Below are 20842 nucleotides of genomic sequence, written 5' to 3' on the forward strand. Positions count from 1 at the left end.
CTGCCACTGGAAGGACCCACCCATGCCCCACGTGCGCCACTGGCTGCGCAACTCCCTGCTGCTGTTCGGGATCGCGCTCGTGCTGGGGCTGGTCGCGGCCCACACCTCGCTGATCCAGCCGCACGACCTCAAGTGGGACCAGCACCTGGAGAACGACACCCGCTCCTCGCTGCTCACGCCGGTCATGAAGCTGATCAGCGACATCGCCTCCCCTGTCGGCGGCCTGGCCATCCTCGCGATCTGGTGCGGCTGGCTGCTCTTCCGGCGCCACGACCCGGTCAAGACCGTGTCCACGTTCCTGGTGGTCGCGGTGGGCTGGAACAGCAGCGAGATCGCGAAGATCCTCGTCGCGCGCAACCGACCCCCGATCGCTGCCGTGCACTCGCTCGATCCGGAGATCGGCTCCAACAGCTTCCCCAGCGGCCACGTCGCCTTCACCGTCTCCGCCGTGATCGCCGCCTACTTCCTCGCCCGCGGCACCCACCGCCAGTGGCCGGTCGCCCTCGGCGGGCTCGCGGCGGTCGCACTCGTCGGCTTCTCACGCCTGTACATCGGCGCGCATTACCCCACCGACATTCTCGGCTCCGTCCTTGTCTCGACCTCGGCGATCATCTGCCTGTGCGGGATCTGGCACACCTGGCTGCTGCCCCGACTCGACAAGATCCCGGTCGTCTCCCCGCTGCTGGCCCGCTTCGGCCCGCTCGGCGACCCCGACGCCCCGGTCGCGGAAGCGGGCGCGCCGGTCGGCCCGGCCAAGGCCTCAGCCCCGATCAGCCGGTAGCGCCCCGACGCTGCACCGCGAAGGCAGCTGCGCCGATCAGGGCGGCCAGCGCGCCGAAGCCGGCGGTCAAGGTGACGCCCGCCGCTACACCGGCCACCAGCAGCGGCCCGCCCGCGTCGCCGAGTTCACGTCCGAGTTCGGCCGCGCCCATGGTCTGGCCCAGGCGTTCCGGCTCGGCAGAGGCGGCGAGCGCCGCGAAGCCGAGCGGGGTGATCACCCCGGTACCGGCGCCGATCGTCAGGGCTGCGATCAGCATCCCGGCAATCCCAGGCAGCATCGCCGCGGCCAGTCCGGCGGCCGTCAGCAGCAGCCCGACCCGGATGCCCGACCCAGTGGTGATCCGACCCGCGTCCAGCGCGCGGCCCGCCCGCGGCTGGACGATCGCCGCGCACAGGGCGAGGACGGAGACGGCCGCGCCGGTGGCAACCGGACCCAGGTGAGCGGCCGCGCCGGAGACGGGCAAGAAGCCGACCCCGACCGACAGAGCGGCGGTCGCGCATGCCAACGCGACAGTGGGGCGCAGGAAGTCCCCCCGGGTCAAGGCGCGGGCCAGGTCCAGGACGGTCTGCCGCCGCTTCGGCAGCGGTGCCACCGACGGAACGGCGACCACGGCCCACACGGCGACGGCCGCGGCGAGCGCGGCCATCACGGCGAAGAGCACCGGCAGGCCGCCCGCCCAGACCAGGACACCGCCCAGCAGCGGTCCTGCGGTGTAGCCGAGGCTCTTGTAGAAGCCGTAACTGCCGAACGCCCGCCCATGCTTGGCCTGCGGGTTCAGCCTGGCCACCAGCGCCGAGGCAGCCGGGGAGAACGCGGACGCCGCGGCACCCTGGCCAAGCCGCGCCACCCACAGCAGCCCGGTGTCGTTCGCGAGCACGAAGCCGAGCGAGGCGAGTGCGAACGCGACCAGCCCGCCCAGCAGCACCACCCGCGCACCGATCCGATCAGCCAGCGCCCCGAAGACCGGCTTGAGGAGCACCTCCGCGCCGTCGTACAGGGCGAGCAGCCCGCCGAGCACGAGCAGCGACTGGTGGTGTCCGGCCGTGTAGGAGCCCAGGTTCGCGGCGATGCCGTGCGCGCCGAACGCGGTGGTGAACCCGGCCGCGTAGAGCGGCCACATCCGCCACCTGGGCGCAGCGTCGGAGGATGTGGCGGCGGGCGCGGTCATCTGGGGAATCTCCTGGAGCGGATGGCAGGGCGGTGGGGCGCGTCAGTTGGTGGTGCTGTAGGCGTGCTGGGCGGCTTCGAACAGCTTCTCCGTGTCGTGTGCGGCCTCGGCCAGACTGCCGACGCACAGCGCCAGAAGCAGCACGAACGCCGCCAGTGGCACCCGGCTCGCAGCCGGGGCCGGCGCGAGGAGGGCCTTGACGCGCCGGGGCACCGGTCCGCCGGTCGCAGCCAGCACCCCCGCCCGGGACCGTGCCTGGCGCCCCTTCTTCGCGAGGGCTGCGCGGGCCAGGGCGCGCGCGACGGCCTTTCGATCCCCCACGGCCTCTGCAGCGCTCTCGTCCGCCCACCGCTCCACGGTGTAAGCCCCCTCCTTGGCGAGGGCGAACAGCAGCGGGCAGGCGGCTGCGGCCAGTTGCAGGGCGAGGAGAATGAAGTGGTGGTGGCCGCGCAGATGAGCGCGCTCATGCGCCAGCAGCGCCTCGCGCTCGGTGCCCTCCAGTGTGCGCAGCATGCCGGTGGAGACCACGACGCGTCCGCCCAGGCCCGGCAGACCGGGCAGGGCGAAGGCCTCCAGTTCCGCGTCGTCGATCACCGCGAGCTCGCCGTCGCCGGCCAGCTGCCAGCACTCCTTGAACGCGGCGATCAGCACCCGCCCGCGCCGCCACGACGCGACGCCGAGCGCGACGGTCGCGGTCAGCAGCAGCACCGCGCAGGCCGCCGCGACATCTCCGGTGACCGGATCCTGCGCATCCAGAGCCTGCGTGGACCAGGATCCGACGAACGCCACCAGCGGGATCCGCCCGAAGCCGGTGAACGCCAGCAGCGCCAGCGCCCCCAGCCAGCTGCCCGCGGCCACCACCGCCGCGCAGGTCAGTGCCCAGGTCGCGGTGCGCGGCGGCAAGCGCCGTGCCAGCGTCGGCGCCGCCACGGCCAAAACGGCCGCAACGGCGAAGGGGATGTAGACGCTGACGTGCACCGGACCTAGCGCCCCTCGTCGTCGCCGCGCAGTAGATCCTGCATCAGCGCCTCGTCCTCGGCGCTCAGCTCATCCACGAACCGGGCCAGCACCGCCTTGCGGTCCGACCCGCGCTCCAGCAGCGACACCATCCGCCCCGCCGTGTCCGCAGCCTCGTCGCGCACCGGCGCGTAGGCATAGCCACGGCCCGCCTTGTGCCGCGCCAACTGCCCCTTTTCGTACAGCCGAGACAAGATCGTCAGCACGGTGGTATACGCCAATTCCCCCGGAAGTCGCGCCCCGACCTGCGATGCCGTCAACGCACCGTCGGCCGCCCAGAGCACCGCCATCACCGAGGACTCCAGCTCTCCGGCAGCCCGACGCCCAGCGCCACCCGTGTGCGCTCCGCCCTCGTCCGACACCTCTACACCCCTTCCTGTTCCACGCCAACGGAACAGTACGACACACCCGCTGCGAGCACGGCCACGATGTCCAGCCAGAGCCGCCACGACCCAAACAGCAGAGACTGCGCGAACAACGGCAGCACGGCCAGGACCACAAACGCCATAGCAGTGACAGCAACGCAGACCCGGCGCTGGACCCCGACCCAGCGCCGCGACGCGCGTGCGATCGCTGCGTCGGACCGAACTACACCGCCGGCGATCGCGGACGTGAGCCGGTCCAGCCAGAGGCAAGATGTCTGGGCAAGCACGGAAGGCTCCTCCGGGACGTACAGCAGAAGGGCACTCCAACGTACTACATCATGTAGAAGACCGTTTGACCTACCTCCCGGAACCAACCTGCAGGCGAACCTCTAAACGGGATCGCAGCATCCTCTACAGCTTCGGCCCGGTCGCTCAATCGCAGCGGCGGAGATCCGACCCAGGACCAGTGGACGAAAGCCCTGGAGTGGCACGGCTTCGTCGATGCAGTCGGGAGGGCAGCGCTGGCCGGAGACGGGGTTCCTTGGAACCATCATTGGCCACGCCTCCCAGAAGTGCTGGAGATCCCCCGAGCCACTTGCCGCGGGCACGGCCACGGCCAGGGCCACGGAGACTACTTCGTGTGGTTGCGGGTTCTCCTGACCCCCGTGTCCGCCAAGGCCATCGATTCGGCGGCTGCGTCAAGGCCCGCAATGAGCTCGTCACCGTCCACGCAGAACCAGATTCCCGATCCAAGATCCACCAAGTGCCCTTGAATTCGGACGAAGTCCGTGATGGTTGCACTGAGGCAGTGCGCGCGGCCTTGGACAAGTGCCTCACTCTTCACCTTGGCCTGGATGTCGACCTGGCGGTGAGGGCCGCCCCTGCGGCCGGTGGGGTCGTGGGCAAGCGTTGTCTCGGTCACCCCCTACCCCTTAAGGGCGGATCGTGGGCTGGTTGTCGAGTACGGGCTGCACTGGTGGACCGACCGCTCCCACCAGCGTGACCATGACCCTGACTGCTTGACGGTCCGTCAGCTCCTGTTCCCGGCAGAGGGAGCGCCAGGTCGAGAACGCCGCCGCATGGCCGATCACCGCCCGCCGGACGGGCTCAGCCGCCGTCGGCCACGCATCGGCCAGCACCTCGAGGTAGCGCCTGTCCCTCGCCTCCCAGGCCTCGCGAATCGGGTCGGGCGCCGCGTGCAGGTCGCGGCTGACCAGCGTCAGCATCTGCTCGCCCGCGCGGTAGAAGCGGTAGAGGTCGGCGAGCCCGGCCGTCAGCCGTTCGACCGGATCCTCGATCGCGCCCCACTCCTCGGGTTGGGGCAGCTGCTGCTGCGACAGCCAGTGCCCCGAGCAGGCCTGGAACAGCGCGGTCTCGTCGGGGAAGTGCCGGTAGACGGTCAGCCGGGTGACCCCAGCGCGCTCGGCGATCGCCGCGATGCTGGTCGACGCCGGTCCCGTGGTGCCGTGCAGATGCACGGCGGCCTCGACGATGCGCTGCCGCGTCCGGCCCACGTCCTCGGCACGTTTGCGCATCTCGTAGCCACGCGTTTTCGATGAACGCTGCTTCTCACTCACCTGTTGACGCCCTGCGATCCGAGACGGACACTTTTTAGGAGAACGCCAGTGTATCTCCAAATTGCATGGAGGAGTGATCACCATGACAGAGCCGCTGGCCCCGCCGCTCACCATCGTCCGCCCCGGCGAGGGAGGTGAGGGCTACCTCGGCTCGATCGGGGTCGCCTTCAAGCTCTGGGGCGCCGACACCAACGGCGCGGTCTCCGTCGTCGAACACCCCTTCCCGGTCGGGGCGTTGGTGCCGCCGCACCTGCACACCCGGGAAGACGAATACTCGATCGTCACCGAGGGTGAGATCGGCTTCCGTTCCGGCGACCGAGAAGTCGTCCTGGGCGCCGGCGGCTACATCACCAAGCCGCGCGGGGAGCTGCACACGATGTGGAACGCCGGTCCTGTCCCGGCTCGGATGATCGAGATCATCAGTCCGGCCGGCTTCGAACACTGCTTCCGCGAACTGGCCGAGATGCTCGCCGACGGGCCTCCGCCGACCGAGGACGCGATACCGGAGCTCGCCGCCAGGTACGGGCTCCAGTTCGGGCAACCCGACTGGCTGCCCGACCTCATCGCGCGGTACGACCTGACCCCGCCGTTCGCCGCCCGACCGAGCCAGTGACCCGGTCCCAGACCCTTGCACAGTAGCGTCCGACGGCGTCGATGACATCCGTGAGCCGATCGGGGTTGTCACCTGCGGCGATGAGGAGGACCGCAGCACCGTCGGGCCCGGCGCCCAGATCGGCCGCGTGGTGTTCACCCAGCACGCCCTGCCGGCCATCCGCCCGGTCAACCACATCGTCGACCAGGGCGACATCATCATCCGCAGCCACAACGGCGCGGACCTAGTGCAGCAACGCGTTGATCCTGCGGGGGTCAGGTTGTCTTTAGCGGGGTGCCGTCGTAGGTCCAGCGGAATGGCCGGGCTTGCTCGTCGTAGGCGAGGGTGAACTCGCGGATCTTGTCGATCAGGTCCTGGCGCGAGGTGAATTCGCCGCGTCGCAGGAGGCGGCGGGCCAGGATCGAGAAGAAGAGCTCGACCTGGTTCAGCCAGGAGGCGTGCTTGGGCGTGTGGTGGACCCTGAAGCGGGGGTGCGCCTGGAGCCACGCCCGGGTGGCTTTCGAGGTGTGCGAGGAACCGTTGTCCATGACCAGGTGGAGCGTCAGGGCCGGGTCGACGCTCTGGTCGAGCAGACGTAGGAAGCCGATGAAGGTGGCCGAGTCGTTTCGGTCGATGTCCTCAACCAGCACCTGCCCGGTGTGGACGTCCAGGGCCGCGACGACGGAGGCGGTGCCATCGTCGGTATTCGAACTCACGCCGTTCGACCTGGCCGGGGCGCGTCGGCCGGGTCGGATGGCGGCGGGAGCGGGCCTGCATCGCGGTCTTCTCGTCCACGCTCAGCACCACTGAACCCGGCGGGCAGCGCAGGTAGAGCGCGCAGACCTCGGCGGCCTTCGCGTAGAAGTCGGGATCGTCGGGGCGGGTGAGCCATCCGCGCACCAGGTGCGGCTTGAGGTCCAGGTCGGCCAGGATCCGCCCGATCTGGGAAGCCGAGATGTTGGTGGATACCAGGTGCGAGGCGATGGCCCGGTGGGTCCAGTGGCTGTCGGTCTCGGGCCGGGTCGAGGTCACGGTGGCCACGATGGCCAGGTGCACCTGCGGACCGTAACGCCGGGGACGGCCCGGGCGGGGCCGGTCCTCCAGCCCGGCCAGGCCCTCTGTGGCAAACCGCTTGCGCCACCGCCGCACGGTGTCCAGATGCACCCGCAGTCGGCGGGCGATGGCCGCGTTCGCGGTGCCGTCGGCAGCGGCCAGCCCCACCTGTGCCCGCTGCACCCGCCGCAGCGGCTCACTCCGCGAGCGTGCCAACTCCTGCAACAACACCCGCTGATCGCTGTTCCAGACCACCAGGAACGGACTGACTGCCGGCATGCCCCACCCCCGAACCGCGATCATTCAGGAAGAGTGTGACGCCAACGTCGACGCGGACCGGGTCCGCGTCCACCTGCCTGACGGCTGGCAGGATGACCGCATGGCGAACCCCCGCACCAGCGTCCACCGGATCAAGGTCACCCTTCGCGGGTCCCGACCGCCGATCTGGCGCCGACTGGAGGTTCCCTCCAGCGCCACGCTGCAACAGGTCCACCACATGGTGCAGGAAGCCTTCGGCTGGCAGGACTCCCACCTGTGGGTCTTCGAGACCCCGGCCGGTGACTTCGGCATCCCCGACCCGGAGTTGGGCTATCGCAGCGCCGCCGCGAAGAAGCTCCGTGACGTCGCCCCCAGGCCGCGGACCGCGTCCGCTACACCTACGACTTCGGCGACGGCTGGGAGCACGACGTCCTCGTCGAGGCCGTCCACCCCGCCGAATCAGACACGACCTACCCCCAGTGCCTGGCAGGCCGCCGCGCCTGCCCGCCCGAGGACTGCGGAGGCATCTGGGGCTACGAGGACCTGCTGCGGATCCTCGCCGACCCCACAGACGACGAACACCAAGACCGCCTGGAATGGCTCGGCCTGGACAGCGCCGACCAGTTCGACCCCGTGGCCTTCGATCTCGCCGCAGTCAACGCTGCCCTCGCTGACCTGACCAAGGCCCGCCCGTGAAGCCACAGGTCCGCCACGTGGTCAGCGCGGTGCTGACGGAGGGAACGGACGATTTCGTCCCCCTGGACACGCTGATCTGGCACGCACGGGCCACGGCGGGAGACCGGCTGGACTGCCCCGGCCTGGTCCACGACGTCGCCCTGGCCCTCGTCGAGGGCGGCCTGGCCAAGATCGGCGAACTCGGTGACCGGATCATCCCCTGGCCGGGCACCCCCGAGCAGGTCGCCAGCCGACTCGTGGCCCAGTGCGCACACTTCGACTGGCAACCGCAGGGCGCCGGCTGCTGGATCGAGAACACCCCAGCGGGAGACGCATGGGTCCAACGACCGACCAAAGAGGCATGACCAGCGTCCAGTCAGACCCCCGCAAGATCAACGCGTTGCTGCACTAGTCAACGCCGCGAGCGCCTCCGGCCCCGTGGGCGTGGTGGTCGCCTACGAGGCCGACGAGATCGACCCGTCCAGCCGAACCGGATGGAGCGTCGTCGTCAGCGGATACGCGACCCTGGTCCCCGACCCCCAGGAACTGGCCGACTACGCCATCCTGCTACGCCCCTGGACCGATCACACGATGGATCACACCATCCGCGTCCACCGCGAGATCGTCACGGCATTCCGGCTCAGTACCTGACCACGGAGGTACGGGTCTTCCGACATCCGGAAGCCGGGCGGGGATGCGCGCCGAGGCGTGAGCGGAGCGGCGGTCCCATACGGGCGACACGCCTGGATGAGCCGGCCGGCGGGCCCGCCCCAGGCTTCGTCCCGACTCAGTCCTGGAAGGTCCGTTCGTTGAGCAGGTCGAGGTTGCGGAACGCCGGGGGGCCGTCGCACAGCGCCGCGAGCTGCGCCGCGAACTCCGTCGTCTCGGGGCGGTTGGAGTTGTCCATCGCCTGCTCGTAGGACGGGAACTCCACGATGTTCAGGTACACGTTCTCCTTGTCACGGTCACGGGCCTGCAGGGCCCGCGACGCCAGACGGTTGCCCGCGTTCTTTTCGACCCAGGCGTCCAGCAGGGCATTGAACTCGTCAATCCGACTGGTCTTGAACTCAATGATCTGAACGAACTTCATCGCTCGGTCCCTCCTTGACTCAGCGGCACCGCAGCCGGCTGCCTCCTCCAGCGTCCATCAGACGCGGGCGCCGTGCGCGTCGCCTCGCCGCCCCCGACCCGAATGGCCGCGCGCCCAGGCCCCGACGCTACTTGCCCCCTCTGCGGGGGCCTCCCGGATCAGGCGGGAGGCCGTTATCCGAGGTAGTGCCCGCCAAGCAGTCGCGAGTGACGACACAGCGGAACCCTCACCCCGGCTTGAAGTCTGCTACTGCCGGATGCGGACAACCTGACCGCCGGTGGAGCAAAGGTGCGGACCCATCCCAGTCACCGGAGCAATGCTGCAGTTGGACACGTAGATCGAACCGTCCACTCCCACAGCCAAACCGGAAGGGAAGAACAACGTGCCGACCCCCAGGTGAGTACGGTGGCCCCAGCGGTCGATCCGCACGACGTCACCCGCAGGACTGGCCGTCGGACCGAAGTTCAACCCGTGCACCTGGAACTCCGTGGCATAGAAGGCGCCGTCCTCACCAAAGCCGCAGCCCTGGACGGTGGTCAGCCCCGTGGCCCACACCGTCGGCTGGTGGCCCGGCGCAACGCGCCATACGCGCGCCCCACCAGGAGAGGCCGAACCGCCAAGCAACTCCCCCACGTACAGCGCGCCGTCCGGACCACGGGCGACGCATGTGGGCACGGAGTCGGTCTGCGACTTTGCCGGCACCGGGAAGAACGCCTCCACGTGTGCCTTGCCGTTCCGCTTCACCTGGTCCAGGAGGTTCGATCCCGCATCGGCGACAAAGACACGGCCCCGGGAGAAGAGGACTGCGTTGGGGTTCGCGTCGGGGAAGTCATGGGGCGCAAGATTCACCCGCGCGGACGTCCACGTCCAGTCCTGGTCGCCGACGTCCGACAGGTCCTTCACGCTCCCGTTGTGCTTCACCAGCACGAGGTGCCCGAGCTGGGCCAACCCCGCCCGCCGCAGGTTGTTCGGGATTGCGCCCTTCGGCGGCACTACGTGCGAACTCTCGCCGAACAGGCCGAAGAACGTGTCATCGGGACCATGGGAGACCGACACCGGCCCCTCGGCTGCGATTCCGCCGGGACCGGAGGCGGAAATCAGGTGGGTGACGACGCGCCTGACGGTGCCGCTGTCACTCACTTGGTCGAACGAGCCGGTCAGGCCGACGCACGTGGTGCCCGACAGGCCTCCCGGGACGCACACGGTGCCGCCGGATCCCGCCTCCGCGAGGTAGAGGCTGCCATCCGGCCCAGCCGACAGGCCACGCGGATTGCCCAGATGGTCAGCCACTACGGTGATCTTGGATCCGTGCTGGGGACCTTGCGCGCTCGCGGCTGGCGCCACTGCCGTCCCAAGTGCTCCAGCGAGCCCACTCGCGGCCAGGAGCGCGATCCGCCTACGCCAACGCCTCATGCGTTCTCCCTACATTGCCTTGGTGCACCTGCGGTCAAGACCAGGTCGCCAGACGACCTCCTGGGTGCAGCGACAGCAGGCAACGCTCCGGACACGCAGCAGGAACGTCGTACGTCGCCCAGGCAGCATGGCTCACTGCCATACCGTTTATGCCGACGAGATGAAATTCCACCCCCGTGCAGTACAGCGCTCCAAACAGGCGATCGGCCGCGCAGCCCTGGCCAGCCTCCTGCCGCCGGGACAGCGCCGGCGCGTGAAGGCCCGCGTCCGCGGGCACCTTCAACACCGGCAAGGTTCTGCGGTCGTCCCAGGCCTACACCCTCGACTTCGAGATTCTCAAAGACGGGGCCGTTGCCCCTTCCCTGGTCGGTCGCCTGCGGGGTGGACGCCACCCATGCCCAGAGCATCCCCGTATCTCTGCGGCGGTGACCGGCCGGCCTGCGGCACCGGGCCTATGCTGGAGCTGTGGACACCGTCGAGCCGGGCGCGACGCCGGACTGGCGAACCGAGGGTGTGCGGGTCGTTCCCGGCGACGCGCTCGACGCGAACACCCCGCAGACGCCGGGGATGCATCGGGCCGCGGCGATCAACCAAGCGCGGGCGGGCTCAGAGAAGCTGTGGGCCGGCACTGTCGCCATCCACCTCGGCGCAAGGTCGGGGGCACACCACCACGGCGAGTTGGAGAGCGTGATCTACGTGCTCCGCGGTCGTGCCCGCATGCGGTGGGGTGCGAACCTGGAGTTCACCGCCGAAGCCGGACCCGGCAGCTTCATCTTCGTGCCACCGTTCGTGCCACATCAGGAGATCAACGCTCTCGACGACCGGCTTCTCGAATGCGTGGTGATCCGCAGCGGCCAGGAACCCATCGTGGTCAACCTGGACATCACCGGGGTGGCCGAGCCCGAGACCGTCCCCTGGGTCGACCCCACCCACCCCGCGGGCGGCTGAGCGAGGGCAGGTGGTCGCCGTGAAGACCGGAACGCCCGCCTGGACAGACCCGTCACTGCTCCCCCGCATGGCCCGGGTCTTGCTGGAACTTCACTTCCCGCCGTCCCTGCACGAGGACCTGTGCCAGGCCGTCGGCCTCTAACTCGAGCCGGCCGAGACAGTCGCCTCGTCCAACGCGTCCCGACCTCGGCGGCGCGACAGCAGAATGCGCGAACTCGTCCTGACCGCCTACGAGTACCAGTGCGCCTTCTGCGGCTACGACGGCCGCATCGGGACTGTCCCCGTATGCCTCGAAGCAGCACACCTACGCTGGTGGGCCTTCGACGGCCCCGCCAGGTCGACAACGGACTGTGCCTGTGCTCACTACACCACAAGCTCTTCGACAAGGGCGTCCTCGGCCTCGCCAACGACGACACCGTCACGGTCTCCCAACGCTTCGTCTCAGCAAACCCCGCCGGACGCCAGGTGATCGACCTGACCGGCCGGCCGCTGCGCGGCCCGCAGCCCGGCGCGGCACGCGTCCACCCCCAACACCGCACCCGGCACACCCAACAGGTGTTCCACGGAGTCCCCCGCCCCCGCGCGCCCGCCGAGCGATAGTCATCCCCGGTCAGGGTCCCCAAGCACGGGGCAACGCCAGGACCGCGGAGGTTACCCTGCGTCACTCCGACTGGAAATCAGCAGATCTTCCTCCTGATGTCCGATAAATCATGATCCGCATGGGCGGCCAGGACTACTACCTGCGCAAGATCGCCGAGGGGAAGACGCCCTCCGAGGCCCGCCGGGCCTTGAAGCGACGGCTGTCCAACGTGGTCTACCGGATCATGAAACGCGACCATCACACCCGCCTCGCCGCCGCCGCTTGACACACAGAGGCGCTATTAGGTCACAGGCTCCCGACCGGCGCGGTGCGTACTGGCACCGCCCGGACGGCCGACGATTCAACCCAAGGACAGCCGGAGCGTCAGTCAGTCGGAGGGTCAGACCCCCGAGCGGTGCCATCTACATCCTCACTGTCAGTCGATGTGGGGTCGGCCTCTCAGGACGGGGATGATCTGCTCGCCGTAGGCGTCGATGGTCGACTCGACGGCGTCGTGCATGGCGTAGATCGCGAACTGGTCCACGCCGAGGGACCGCAGGTGTTCCAGCTTCTCCAGGTGCGCGGACACCGGTCCGACCAGGCAGAAGCGGTCGACGATCTCGTCCGGGACGAAGGCGGTGTCCGGATTGCCCGCCCGCCCGTGGTGGGAGTAGTCGTAGCCTTGGCGCTCCTTGATGTAGTCGGTGAGCGCGTCGGGCACCAGCCCGCTGTGCTCTCCGTAGCGGGAGACCAGGTCGGCGACGTGGTTGCCGACCATGCCGCCGAACCAGCGGCACTGCTCACGCGCGTGCGCGAGCTGCTCCTCGCTGCCGTCGGTCACGTACGCCGGGGCGGCGACGCAGACGGTCACGGACGCCGGGTCGCGCCCGGCCTGCTCGGCCGCGGAACGCACCGCCTTGACCATCCACTCCGTCAGGAACGGGTCGGCCAGCTGCAGGATGAAGCCATCGGCCTGACGGCCCGTCAGCTCCAGCGCCTTGGGTCCGTAGGCGCCCATCCAGATCGGCAGCTTCGGCTCGCCGCTGATCCAGGGGATCTGCATCACCGTGCCGTCGACCTCGGCCTCGCGTCCCTCGGCGAGCTCCTTGATGACGTGCATGGCGTGCGAGAGCCGCTCCAGCGTGGCCGGCTTGCGGCCCGCGACGCGCTGGGCGGAGTCGCCGCGTCCGATGCCGCAGACCGTGCGGTTGCCGAACATGTCGTTCAGCGTAGCGAAGAGCGAGGCGGTGACCTCCCAGGTGCGGGTGACCGGGTTCGTCACCATGGGGCCCACCGTCAACCGCTCGGTCTGCGCGAGGATCTGGCTGTAGATCACGAACGGCTCCTGCCACAGCACGCAGGAGTCGAAGGTCCAGCCGTGGGTGAAGCCGGCCGCCTCGGCCCGCTGCATCCGCTCGACGAGCAGGCGGGCCGGGGGGTCGGTCTGGAGCACGAGGCCGATGTCCATGCGGAAGCGCCCTTTCAGATCACGTTCAGATCAGGTACTGCTCAGATCAGGTACTGGGAGGTGCTGCGCGGCAGGTACGCGCCGTGGCCGGCCCGGCCGAGGTACCGGCCCCGGTCGACGACGGTCGTGCCGCGCGAGAGGACGGTGCGGGCCCGGCCGGTGACCTGCCTGCCCTCGTAGGCCGAGTAGTCGACGTTCATGTGGTGAGTGGCGGCGGACATCGTGTAGCGGTCGTGCGGGTCGAAGACGACGATGTCCGCGTCCGCGCCGGGCGCGATGGTGCCCTTGCGGGGGTAAAGGCCGAACATCCGGGCCGGGGTTGCGCAGGCCAGCTCGATCCAGCGGCGGCGGGAGAGGTGCCCGTCGAGGACGGCCTGGTGCAGCAGGTCCATCCGGTTCTCGACGCCCGGCAGCCCGTTCGGGATCTTCGAGAAGTCCCCTCGGCCCAGCTCCTTCTGCCCGACGAAACAGAACGGGCAGTGGTCGGTCGAGACCACGGACAGATCGTTGGTGCGCAGCGCGCGCCAGAGCGCGGCCTGGTGCTCCTTCGGTCGCAGCGGCGTCGAGCAGACGTACTTGGCGCCCTCGAAGTCCGGCTCGGCCAGGTTGTCGGTGGAGAGGAAGAGGTACTGCGGGCAGGTCTCGCCGAAGACGTTGAGCCCGAGGTCCCGCGCCTGGGCCAGCTCGTTGACGGCCTGTTCGGCGGAGACGTGCACGACGTACAGCGGGGCGCCCGCCACCCGGGCGAGCTGGATCGCCCGGTGGGTGGCCTCCGCCTCCAGCAGCTCGCGGCGGACCTCGCCGTGGTAGCGGGGATCGGTATGCCCGGCGGCGAGGGCCTGTTCGACCAGCACGTCAATGGCGATGCCGTTCTCGGCGTGCATCATGATCAGCCCGCCGTTGGCGGCGGAGCGCTGCATGGCGCGCAGGATGCGGCCGTCGTCGCTGTAGAAGACGCCGGGGTAGGCCATGAACAGCTTGAAGGAGGTGACGCCCTCCTCCACCAGCACGTCCATCTCCTTGAGCACGTCCTGCGTGACATCGGACATGATCATGTGGAAGGCGTAGTCGATGGCGCACTTGCCCTCGGCCTTGGCGTGCCAGGCGTCCAGGCCCTCGCGCAGGCTGTGCCCGACGCCCTGCACGGCGAAGTCGACGATCGTCGTGGTGCCGCCGAAGGCGGCGGCGCGGGTGCCCGTCTCGAAGGTGTCGGACGCGGAGGTGCCGCCGAAGGGCAGCTCCATGTGGGTGTGCGCGTCGACGCCGCCGGGGACGACGTAGCAGTCGGTGGCGTCGATCTCGTGCTCGGCCTGCCAGGCCCGGGCGGCGGCGCTGCCGTGCGCGGCGAGGGCGGCGACGCGCTCGCCCTCGATCAGCACGTCGGCGTGGATCTCCTCGGCGGCGGTGACCACCAACCCGCCGCGGATGACGGTGCGTTCGTTGCTCGCTGTCACAGCTTGCTCCCCGTTCGTGCTCCGCTTCGGCTCCGCGCCGGCCGCGTGCCCCCTTCGCTCGTCCCTCGCTCCGGGACCCCGCAACCTACGCTGCATCTCAGCTGGGCGCTCACAGCGCGTCCTCCATCTTCCGCAGCTCGCCCTGGGCCCGGTCGAGCGCCTGGACCAGGAGCTCGGCGCCCTGCTCGGCCTCGTCGGTGGTGAGCGAGAGCGGCGGCGCGACGCGCAGGACGTTGCCCTGCGGGCCGCCCTTGCCGATCAGCAGGCCGAGGTCACGGGCGTGTTCGAGGGCGAGCGCCGCGGCGGCGGCGGACGGCTCGCCGGAGCGGTCGACCAGCTCGACGCCGAGCATCAGTCCACGACCGCGCACCTCGCGGACGATCGGCAGCTGTCGCGTGCCCGTGTCGATCCGTTCGCGCAGCAGCGCGCCGACGCGGCGGGCGTTGCCCTGGAGGTCGTGCTCCAGCAGATGGCGCAGGTTGGCCAACGCGCCGGCGGTGGTGACCGGGCTGCCACCGAAGGTGGAGATGGAGTTGGCGCCCAGACAGTCCATCAGCTCGGCGCGGGCCACGACGCCGCCGATGGAGAGGCCGTTGCCGAGCCCCTTGGCGAAGGTCAGCGCGTCGGGCGGCCCGGCGTCCGCGTGGGCCTGCCAGCCCCAGAAGTGGTCGCCGGTGCGTCCCCAGCCGGTCTGCACCTCGTCGCTGATCCACAGGATGCCGTGGCGGTCCAGCACCCGCTTGAACGCGGCGAAGAGGCCGTCAGGGCCGTGCGTGAAGCCGCCCACCCCCTGGATCGGCTCGGCGATCAGCGCGGCGACGGGCCCGCCGACCTGGCCGAGCATGTCCTCCAGATCGGCGGTGCAGGCCTCGATGAAGGCGTCGTCGTCCAGCTCCGCGAAGGGACCGCGGGTGCGCACGGAGCCGTGCACGTAGAGGGTCTGCAGCGGGGAGAGGCTGGTCGGCGACCAGGAGGTGTTGCCGGTGATGCCAATGGTGCTGAAGGAACGCCCGTGGTAGCTGTTGCGCATCGCCAGCACCTGGTTGGAGCGGCGGTAGCTGGTCGCCAGCAGCAGCGCGGCGTCGTTCGCCTCGGTGCCGGAGGTGGTGAAGAAGACCTTGGCGTCCGGGATCCCGGACAGCTCGGCGACCTGCTCGGCGAGGTCGACCATGGGCGTGGAGAGGTAGAGCGTCGAGCTGTGCAGGATGCGTCCGGCCTGTTCGGCTACGGCGCTGGTGACCTCGGGGAGCGCGTGGGCCGTCATGGTGGTGAGGATGCCGCCGAAGAAGTCCAGGTAGCGGCGCCCGTCGGCGCCCCAGACGTGGCGGCCCTCGCCATGGGTGAGCTCCAACGGTTCACGGTAGTAGAGCGCGAGCCAGGAGGGGGTGACCGCGCGGTGGCGGGCGAGCAAGGTCTCGTTCTCGCTCATCGGCGCTCAGGCCTCCGCGAGCGGACCGTAGGCGTCAGGGCGCCGGTCCCGGTAGAAGGCCCACTGGTTGCGCACCGTTTCGATCAGACCGAGATCGAGGTCGCGGACGACGAGCTCCTCCTCCTTGTCGGAGGCGACCTCGCCGACGAACTGGCCGCGCGGGTCGACGAAGTAGCTGGTGCCGTAGAAGTCGTTGTCGCCGTACTCCTCGACGCCGACGCGGTTGATGGCGGCGACGAAGTACTCGTTGGCGACGGCGGCGGCGGGCTGCTCCAGCTGCCATAGGTAGGCGGAGAGACCGCGGCTGGTGGCGGAGGGGTTGTAGACGATCTCGGCCCCGGCCAGCCCGAGCGCGCGCCAGCCCTCGGGGAAGTGGCGGTCGTAGCAGATGTAGACGCCGACCTTGCCGACGGCGGTGTCGAAGACGGGCCAGCCGAGGTTGCCGGGCTTGAAGTAGTACTTCTCCCAGAAGCCCTTGACCTGCGGAATGTGGTGCTTGCGGTACTTGCCGAGGTAGCTGCCGTCGGCGTCGATGACGGCGGCGGTGTTGTAGTAGACCCCGGGCTGCTCGACCTCGTAGACGGGCACGACCATGACCATGTTCAGCTCGCGCGCGAGCTCACGCATGCGACTCACCGTCGGCCCGTCCGGCACCGGCTCGGCCCAGCGGTAGTGCTCGGGCTCCTGGACCTGGCAGAAGTAGGGGGCGTTGAACACCTCCTGAAACCCGATCACCTGCGCGCCCTGGGCGGCGGCCTCACGCGCGTAGCGCTCGTGGAGATCCACCATGGAGGCAGTGTCCCCGGTCCACCGGGTCTGCACGAGCGCTGCGCGCACGCTGCGGGACGGGGCGGAGGAGGTGGAGCTGGAACTGCTGACGGAATCCGACATGACGGGGCCTCGCCTTCAGCGTCGTTCTACGTGCGTAGAATCATGGTCTTGCTCGACCTTGCTGGCAATATGTCGGGCGTAACGTGCGAAAGACGATCGTGTATCCCGCGCCGCACGGAAATCCCCCTTTCGGGTGAGCCCAGCGGCCCGGAGCAGCAGGGAACCCCGACAGGGCCCGGTCCGGCCCTGATGCCGGACGCCGGTCCGCCGCACCGAGCCGCCGCTGCCTTGAGCGGCCCTAGCCCTCGCCCCAGAACGAGGCGACCAGGCCGCGGATCGTCGCACGGAAGAGGCGTTCGATGTCCGGCGCGGCGGCGAAGGCCACCACCAGGTCCGGGTCCTGTTCGGCCGTCTCCGTGTCCCAGAGGTCCGGCTCGCCCGGACGCTGGACCGGAGCGCGTTCGCGGTTGCGTTCGACCAGCACGAAACCGACCACCTGGAACTGCAGCGCGCGGACCGCCTCCGCCGCCGCCGCGCCGCGCAGGCCCGCCGCGTGGGCCTCGTGGGCGAGGGCGCGCTGGGCGGGGAGCATCATCAGCTCGGTGAGACCGCGCTCGTGGACCAGTGCGATCAGATGCGGACGGGCCCGGAGCTTGGCGCGCAGGGAGAGCGCGACCGATTCGGCGCGGGCGGCGGGCGAGTCGCCCTCGGCGTGGATCTCGCCCATGTCCTTGACGGTGCGGGCGACCAGTTCGTCCAGCAGCGTTTCGCGGTTGCCCACGTGCCAGTAGATCGCGGTGACCGCGCAGCCGAGCTCCGCCGCGAGTCGACGCATCGTCAACGCGGCCGGGCCCTGCGCGCGGACGAGCTCGGCGGCGGCGTCGAGGACCGCGTCCCTGCTGAGCTGAGCCTTCACCGCCATACGCGCCCTCCCGGCCGACCGGCAGTCAATTCTGCTCCCCCTCCAACGCGAGCACCGACGCGCGCCCGGCCTCGGCGACCCGGCCGAGGAAGCCGGCGATCACCCGCAGCTGCTCCTCGTCGTAGTCGGAGCAGATCTCCTGCACCGCGCCGTTCATGCCCGCGAACTGCGCGAATACCTCCCCGCCCCGCTCCGGCACGGCCCGGACCCGGACCGCGCGTCGGTCGTCGGGGTCACGTTCGCGCACGATCCAGCCCGCCCCCTCGAGCCGGTCGAGGATCCCGGTGACCGTGGCCGGATGCAAGCCCCCCGCTTTCGCGAGGGCGCCCGGCCCGAGCGGACCGAGGCGGGTGATCAGGTCGAGGCAGTCCATGTCGACGTCACGCAGCTTGAGCCTGCCGCTGACGCGGCGGTTCAGCTGGGCGAGCTGGATTCCGAGCTCGCGCAGCGCGTCCCTGACGTCCTGGCGGGCCCGCCCTCGATCCCGACCGCTCCGAGATGATTTGGAATCCATATGATATCGTCTCCATAGAGTACGGCGTACAGAGGAAACCCTAGCCCCTGCGCCTGAACCAGGAGAGCACCCATGAAGCTCACCATCGTCGCCGCGACCGGCGGCATCGGCCGCCAGCTCCTCGCCCAGTCCCTCGCCGCCGGCCACGAGGTCACCGCCGTGGTCCGGAACCCCGCCAAGCTCGACGCCGACGTCCCCGCCATCGCGGTCGACCTCTCCTCCCCCGATGCCTACGCCGACGCGCTGCGCGGCGCCGTGACCGGCGCGGACGCGGTCCTCTCGGGCCTGGGAGCGCGCACGAAGGCCGACCACGGCGTGGCGACGCGCGGCACCCGTGCGCTGGTCGACGCCATGCAGGCGACGGGCACGCGCCGCCTCGTCGTCGTGAGCGCGGCGCCCATCGGGACGTTCCCCTCCCCTGCCCGTCCGAACCCGCCGCGGCACGACCCGGGCGACGGCTTCGTCATGCGCCATGTCCTCAACCCCCTGGTCAAAGCCGCGCTGCGCGGCCACTACGCGGACCTGGCCGCGATGGAGGACGAGGTCCGCGCCAGCGGCCTGGACTGGACGCTCGTCCGGCCACCGCAGCTGACGGACAAGCCGCTCACCGGTACCTACCGCACGGCGCTCGGGCGCAACCTCAAGGGCGGCACCAAGATCTCCCGTGCGGACTGCGCCCAGCTGATGCTGCGCACGCTGTCCATGCCGGAGTCGGAGCGGGCCGTGGTCGGCGTGGCCTACTGACGCCTACTGCTCGGCCGGGCCGTCAGTTCCGGCCCGGACAACGGCATCCGCCTCGATCACGCCGAGCAGCCTGCGCGACGCCGGATGCCGGCGACCCTGACGACCCGCCCACCGCGGTGGCCCCGGTTGCCGTCACCCGATCGAGACTCCCGTTCGACCGGCACCCCTCACGATGGGAACCCCAAGCCGACGGAACCCACCGTCTGAGCCTCATGCGGCCAGTACAGTTGGCCGGTGATCACACATCCCACACTCCAGCTGACCATCGACTGCGCCGAGCCGGAGCGGATCGCGGCGTTCTGGGCCGCCGCACTGGGGTACGAAGTCGAGCCGCCGCCCGCATCGTTCGCCACCTGGCGCGCGTACTGGCTGGACCAGGGTGTGCCGGAGGAGGAGCTCGGTACCGGCGACTGCAGTGACTCCGTGATCGATCCGCGAGGCGTCGGGCCACGGAGCTGGTTCCAGCAGGTGCCCGAGTCGAAGGCCGTCAAAAACCGGCTGCACCTCGATCTTGGCGTGAGCGGAGGGCGGAGCGTCTCCTTTGCCACGCGCAAGGAGCGAGTGCTCGCCGAGATGACGCGTCTGGAGAGCCTGGGCGCGTCCAGGCAGCGCATCCAGGACTCGGAGAACTCGGGCTCCTTCTCCGTCGTGATGCAGGACCCGGAACGCAACGAGTTCTGCGTTCATTGATCGCCCCCAATCGCCCAGGCGCGGCCATCCGGCGCGGCCACCCTCGGCCGCTGTCTGCGCTGCGCGGCCAGGGACGCGGGACTCGACCACGTGACCCTGCGCTGGGGCGATGCCCGGAGACGCCGGATTACACTGGACCGCGCAGTCCATTGTGAGGAGGCGGGTCATGGGCGGGAAGCTGACGGCGAAGGGGAAGGCGACACGTAGCCGGATCATCGAAGGGGCTGCGGCGGTGCTGAGGGAGAAGGGCGTCAGTTCGACGACGCTGGACGACATCATGGCGCGGACCAGCACCAGCAAGAGCCAGCTGTTCCACTACTTCCCGGCCGGCAAGGACGAACTACTGGTCGCGGTCGCCCAGTTCGAGGCGGATCAAGTCCTGGAGGACCAGCAGCCGTACCTGGGCTGCCTGGACTCCTGGGAAGCCTGGGAGCAGTGGCAGGATGTGGTGATCAAGCGTTACGAGGCCCAGGGGGACGAGTGCCCGCTCGGATCGCTGTTTCTTCAGATCGGGCGCTCGACCCCCGGGGCACGGGCGATCGTGATCGAGTTGATGCGCCGCTGGCAGGAGAGCTTGGCGGTGGGCATCCGGTCGCTACAGGCCGCCGGCCAGCTTCCCGCGGCACTCGACGTCGACACCAGGGCTGCCGCACTGCTGGCCGCGATTCAAGGGGGCGTGTCGATCCTGCTGTCGACAGGTCAGTCCACCCACCTGCGCGCCGCCCTGAGCCAAGGGATCACGGACCTGCGCCACGCGGGCAGCGCAGTGCCGTGACCTGGCGCCAGAACGCTTCACACATCAGCCTCGCTCAGGGCGATTCCCCGAATCAGCCGGCGATGACGGCAACGGTGGTGCGGCCGCCGTCGACGTCGAGCACGATGCCGTGCACGAAGGCGGACTCGTCAGCGGCCAGGTACACGGCGGCGTGCGCGATGGCGTCCGGGGTGCCCATCCGGCCTGCAGGGGTGCCCTTCATCATGGCCTCGCCGGGATGAATCTGGCCAGGGACGGGCGTCAACACCACTCCAGGCGAGATCGCGTTCACCCGGACGCCCTGCGGCCCGAACTCCGCGGCCCAGGCCCGGGTCAGGGTCTCGATGGCTCCCTTGGTGGAGCTGTAGAGGGCGCCGATCGGAATGCCGAGGCGCGCGATCCAGGAGCCCAGGTTGATGATCGTTCCGCTGCCGGCCTCCGCCATGGCGGGTGCGACGGCTGCGGTGAGGAAGAACGGGGCTTTCACGTTGACCGCGTAAACCTGGTCGAAGGTCGTCT

26 protein-coding genes and 4 pseudogenes are annotated in these 20842 nt (G+C 70.0%); 13 read left to right on the forward strand and 17 right to left on the reverse strand.

Annotated elements, in window-relative coordinates; translation table 11 throughout:
- Nucleotides 1–22 precede the first annotated feature (22 nt).
- Complete coding sequence (locus tag ABIA32_RS16435) at nt 23–781, forward strand: phosphatase PAP2 family protein (protein WP_370095648.1); 759 nt, start codon at nt 23–25, stop codon at nt 779–781.
- Here ABIA32_RS16435 and ABIA32_RS16440 read toward each other — a convergent pair.
- From ABIA32_RS16440 to ABIA32_RS16465, 6 genes are all read right to left on the reverse strand, one after another.
- A complete protein-coding gene (locus ABIA32_RS16440; protein WP_370095651.1) occupies nt 771–1949 on the reverse strand; it encodes an MFS transporter in 1179 nt (392 codons plus the stop codon). The two genes, ABIA32_RS16435 and ABIA32_RS16440, sit on opposite strands and share 11 nt — an antisense overlap.
- A gap of 42 nt (nt 1950–1991) precedes the next feature.
- Nucleotides 1992–2927 carry a M48 family metalloprotease gene (locus ABIA32_RS16445; protein WP_370095654.1) on the reverse strand — a complete coding sequence of 312 codons (936 nt, stop codon included), beginning with the start codon at nt 2925–2927 and terminating at the stop codon, nt 1992–1994.
- 5 nt (nt 2928–2932) lie between these two features.
- Nucleotides 2933–3328, reverse strand: a complete 396-nt coding sequence (locus tag ABIA32_RS16450; RefSeq protein ID WP_370095656.1) for a BlaI/MecI/CopY family transcriptional regulator — start codon at nt 3326–3328, stop codon at nt 2933–2935.
- Between the two features lie 2 nt (nt 3329–3330).
- Nucleotides 3331–3618, reverse strand: a complete 288-nt coding sequence (locus ABIA32_RS16455) for a hypothetical protein (protein WP_370095659.1) — start codon at nt 3616–3618, stop codon at nt 3331–3333.
- Nucleotides 3619–3962: 344 nt separating this feature from the next.
- Nucleotides 3963–4253: a hypothetical protein gene (locus ABIA32_RS16460; RefSeq protein ID WP_370095661.1), complete on the reverse strand. Its 291-nt coding sequence runs from the start codon at nt 4251–4253 to the stop codon at nt 3963–3965.
- A gap of 10 nt (nt 4254–4263) precedes the next feature.
- Nucleotides 4264–4866, reverse strand: a complete 603-nt coding sequence (locus ABIA32_RS16465) for a TetR/AcrR family transcriptional regulator (RefSeq protein WP_370095663.1) — start codon at nt 4864–4866, stop codon at nt 4264–4266.
- 124 nt (nt 4867–4990) lie between these two features.
- Between ABIA32_RS16465 and ABIA32_RS16470 the strand changes: the two genes are divergently transcribed.
- Nucleotides 4991–5521 (forward strand): cupin domain-containing protein, encoded by a 531-nt coding sequence (locus ABIA32_RS16470; protein ID WP_370095665.1) that lies wholly within the window; start codon nt 4991–4993, stop codon nt 5519–5521.
- 130 nt (nt 5522–5651) lie between these two features.
- Nucleotides 5652–5849, forward strand: coding sequence for a hypothetical protein (locus tag ABIA32_RS16475; RefSeq protein ID WP_370095729.1), 198 nt, complete (start codon nt 5652–5654; stop codon nt 5847–5849).
- Here ABIA32_RS16475 and ABIA32_RS16480 read toward each other — a convergent pair.
- Complete coding sequence (locus tag ABIA32_RS16480) at nt 5776–6216, reverse strand: IS630 family transposase (protein ID WP_370095666.1); 441 nt, start codon at nt 6214–6216, stop codon at nt 5776–5778. The genes ABIA32_RS16475 and ABIA32_RS16480 overlap by 74 nt on opposite strands.
- Nucleotides 6140–6832 carry an IS630 family transposase gene (locus ABIA32_RS16485; RefSeq protein WP_370095668.1) on the reverse strand — a complete coding sequence of 231 codons (693 nt, stop codon included), beginning with the start codon at nt 6830–6832 and terminating at the stop codon, nt 6140–6142. Before ABIA32_RS16485 ends, ABIA32_RS16480 begins: the two co-directional genes overlap by 77 nt.
- Nucleotides 6833–6932: 100 nt before the next feature.
- On the opposite strand from ABIA32_RS16485, the pseudogene ABIA32_RS16490 reads away from it, so the two are divergent.
- The 4 genes and pseudogenes from ABIA32_RS16490 to ABIA32_RS16505 all read left to right on the forward strand — a co-directional run.
- Nucleotides 6933–7172, forward strand: a pseudogene (locus ABIA32_RS16490) (plasmid pRiA4b ORF-3 family protein); the annotation flags it as partial.
- A gap of 74 nt (nt 7173–7246) precedes the next feature.
- Nucleotides 7247–7507 (forward strand): annotated as a pseudogene (locus ABIA32_RS16495) (plasmid pRiA4b ORF-3 family protein); the annotation flags it as partial.
- Nucleotides 7504–7851, forward strand: coding sequence for a hypothetical protein (locus tag ABIA32_RS16500; RefSeq protein ID WP_370095734.1), 348 nt, complete (start codon nt 7504–7506; stop codon nt 7849–7851). The pseudogene ABIA32_RS16495 and the gene ABIA32_RS16500, both read left to right, overlap by 4 nt.
- A 55-nt stretch (nt 7852–7906) precedes the next feature.
- Nucleotides 7907–8137: pseudogene (locus ABIA32_RS16505) on the forward strand (pyridoxamine 5'-phosphate oxidase family protein); the annotation flags it as partial.
- Between the two features lie 136 nt (nt 8138–8273).
- Here the strand turns inward: ABIA32_RS16505 and ABIA32_RS16510 are convergent.
- A complete protein-coding gene (locus tag ABIA32_RS16510; protein WP_370095670.1) occupies nt 8274–8576 on the reverse strand; it encodes a hypothetical protein in 303 nt (100 codons plus the stop codon).
- Between the two features lie 246 nt (nt 8577–8822).
- Nucleotides 8823–9866: a ScyD/ScyE family protein gene (locus tag ABIA32_RS16515; RefSeq protein ID WP_370095673.1), complete on the reverse strand. Its 1044-nt coding sequence runs from the start codon at nt 9864–9866 to the stop codon at nt 8823–8825.
- A 690-nt stretch (nt 9867–10556) separates the two neighbouring features.
- Between ABIA32_RS16515 and ABIA32_RS16520 the strand changes: the two genes are divergently transcribed.
- From ABIA32_RS16520 to ABIA32_RS16530, 3 genes and pseudogenes are all read left to right on the forward strand, one after another.
- A complete protein-coding gene (locus tag ABIA32_RS16520) occupies nt 10557–10937 on the forward strand; it encodes a cupin domain-containing protein (RefSeq protein ID WP_370095732.1) in 381 nt (126 codons plus the stop codon).
- Nucleotides 10900–11537, forward strand: a pseudogene (locus tag ABIA32_RS16525) (phosphorothioated DNA-binding restriction endonuclease); the annotation flags it as partial. The gene ABIA32_RS16520 and the pseudogene ABIA32_RS16525, both read left to right, overlap by 38 nt.
- A gap of 119 nt (nt 11538–11656) precedes the next feature.
- Nucleotides 11657–11803: a hypothetical protein gene (locus tag ABIA32_RS16530; protein WP_370095675.1), complete on the forward strand. Its 147-nt coding sequence runs from the start codon at nt 11657–11659 to the stop codon at nt 11801–11803.
- Between the two features lie 150 nt (nt 11804–11953).
- On the opposite strand, the gene ABIA32_RS16535 is transcribed toward ABIA32_RS16530, so the two are convergent.
- The 6 genes from ABIA32_RS16535 to ABIA32_RS16560 all read right to left on the reverse strand — a co-directional run bounded on the left by ABIA32_RS16535 (nt 11954) and on the right by ABIA32_RS16560 (nt 18135).
- The gene (locus tag ABIA32_RS16535) at nt 11954–12985 is read right to left on the reverse strand and encodes a TIGR03842 family LLM class F420-dependent oxidoreductase (protein ID WP_370095677.1); all 1032 of its coding nucleotides are present in this window, start codon (nt 12983–12985) and stop codon (nt 11954–11956) included.
- A 41-nt stretch (nt 12986–13026) separates the two neighbouring features.
- Nucleotides 13027–14439: a dihydropyrimidinase gene (gene hydA, locus ABIA32_RS16540; RefSeq protein WP_370095679.1), complete on the reverse strand. Its 1413-nt coding sequence runs from the start codon at nt 14437–14439 to the stop codon at nt 13027–13029.
- A gap of 109 nt (nt 14440–14548) precedes the next feature.
- On the reverse strand, nt 14549–15868 hold the full coding sequence (locus ABIA32_RS16545) for an aspartate aminotransferase family protein (protein ID WP_370095681.1): 1320 nt from the start codon (nt 15866–15868) through the stop codon (nt 14549–14551).
- Nucleotides 15869–15874: 6 nt separating this feature from the next.
- Nucleotides 15875–16759, reverse strand: coding sequence for a nitrilase-related carbon-nitrogen hydrolase (locus ABIA32_RS16550; protein WP_370095684.1), 885 nt, complete (start codon nt 16757–16759; stop codon nt 15875–15877).
- Between the two features lie 238 nt (nt 16760–16997).
- Nucleotides 16998–17621: a TetR/AcrR family transcriptional regulator gene (locus ABIA32_RS16555; RefSeq protein ID WP_370095686.1), complete on the reverse strand. Its 624-nt coding sequence runs from the start codon at nt 17619–17621 to the stop codon at nt 16998–17000.
- A gap of 25 nt (nt 17622–17646) precedes the next feature.
- A complete protein-coding gene (locus ABIA32_RS16560; RefSeq protein WP_370095689.1) occupies nt 17647–18135 on the reverse strand; it encodes a MarR family winged helix-turn-helix transcriptional regulator in 489 nt (162 codons plus the stop codon).
- A gap of 72 nt (nt 18136–18207) precedes the next feature.
- Here ABIA32_RS16560 and ABIA32_RS16565 point away from each other — a divergent pair, with 72 nt between their 5' ends.
- From ABIA32_RS16565 to ABIA32_RS16575, 3 genes are all read left to right on the forward strand, one after another.
- On the forward strand, nt 18208–18879 hold the full coding sequence (locus tag ABIA32_RS16565; protein ID WP_370095692.1) for an NAD(P)-dependent oxidoreductase: 672 nt from the start codon (nt 18208–18210) through the stop codon (nt 18877–18879).
- Nucleotides 18880–19113: 234 nt separating this feature from the next.
- Nucleotides 19114–19569: a VOC family protein gene (locus ABIA32_RS16570; protein WP_370095695.1), complete on the forward strand. Its 456-nt coding sequence runs from the start codon at nt 19114–19116 to the stop codon at nt 19567–19569.
- Nucleotides 19570–19735: 166 nt separating this feature from the next.
- A complete protein-coding gene (locus ABIA32_RS16575; protein WP_370095698.1) occupies nt 19736–20344 on the forward strand; it encodes a TetR/AcrR family transcriptional regulator in 609 nt (202 codons plus the stop codon).
- A 52-nt stretch (nt 20345–20396) separates the two neighbouring features.
- Here the strand turns inward: ABIA32_RS16575 and ABIA32_RS16580 are convergent.
- Nucleotides 20397–20842 (reverse strand): SDR family NAD(P)-dependent oxidoreductase (locus ABIA32_RS16580; protein ID WP_370095701.1); only part of this gene is annotated, 446 nt, incomplete at its 5' end.

The sequence above is a fragment of the Streptacidiphilus sp. MAP12-20 genome (assembly GCF_041262525.1).
GTDB lineage: Bacteria > Actinomycetota > Actinomycetes > Streptomycetales > Streptomycetaceae > Streptacidiphilus.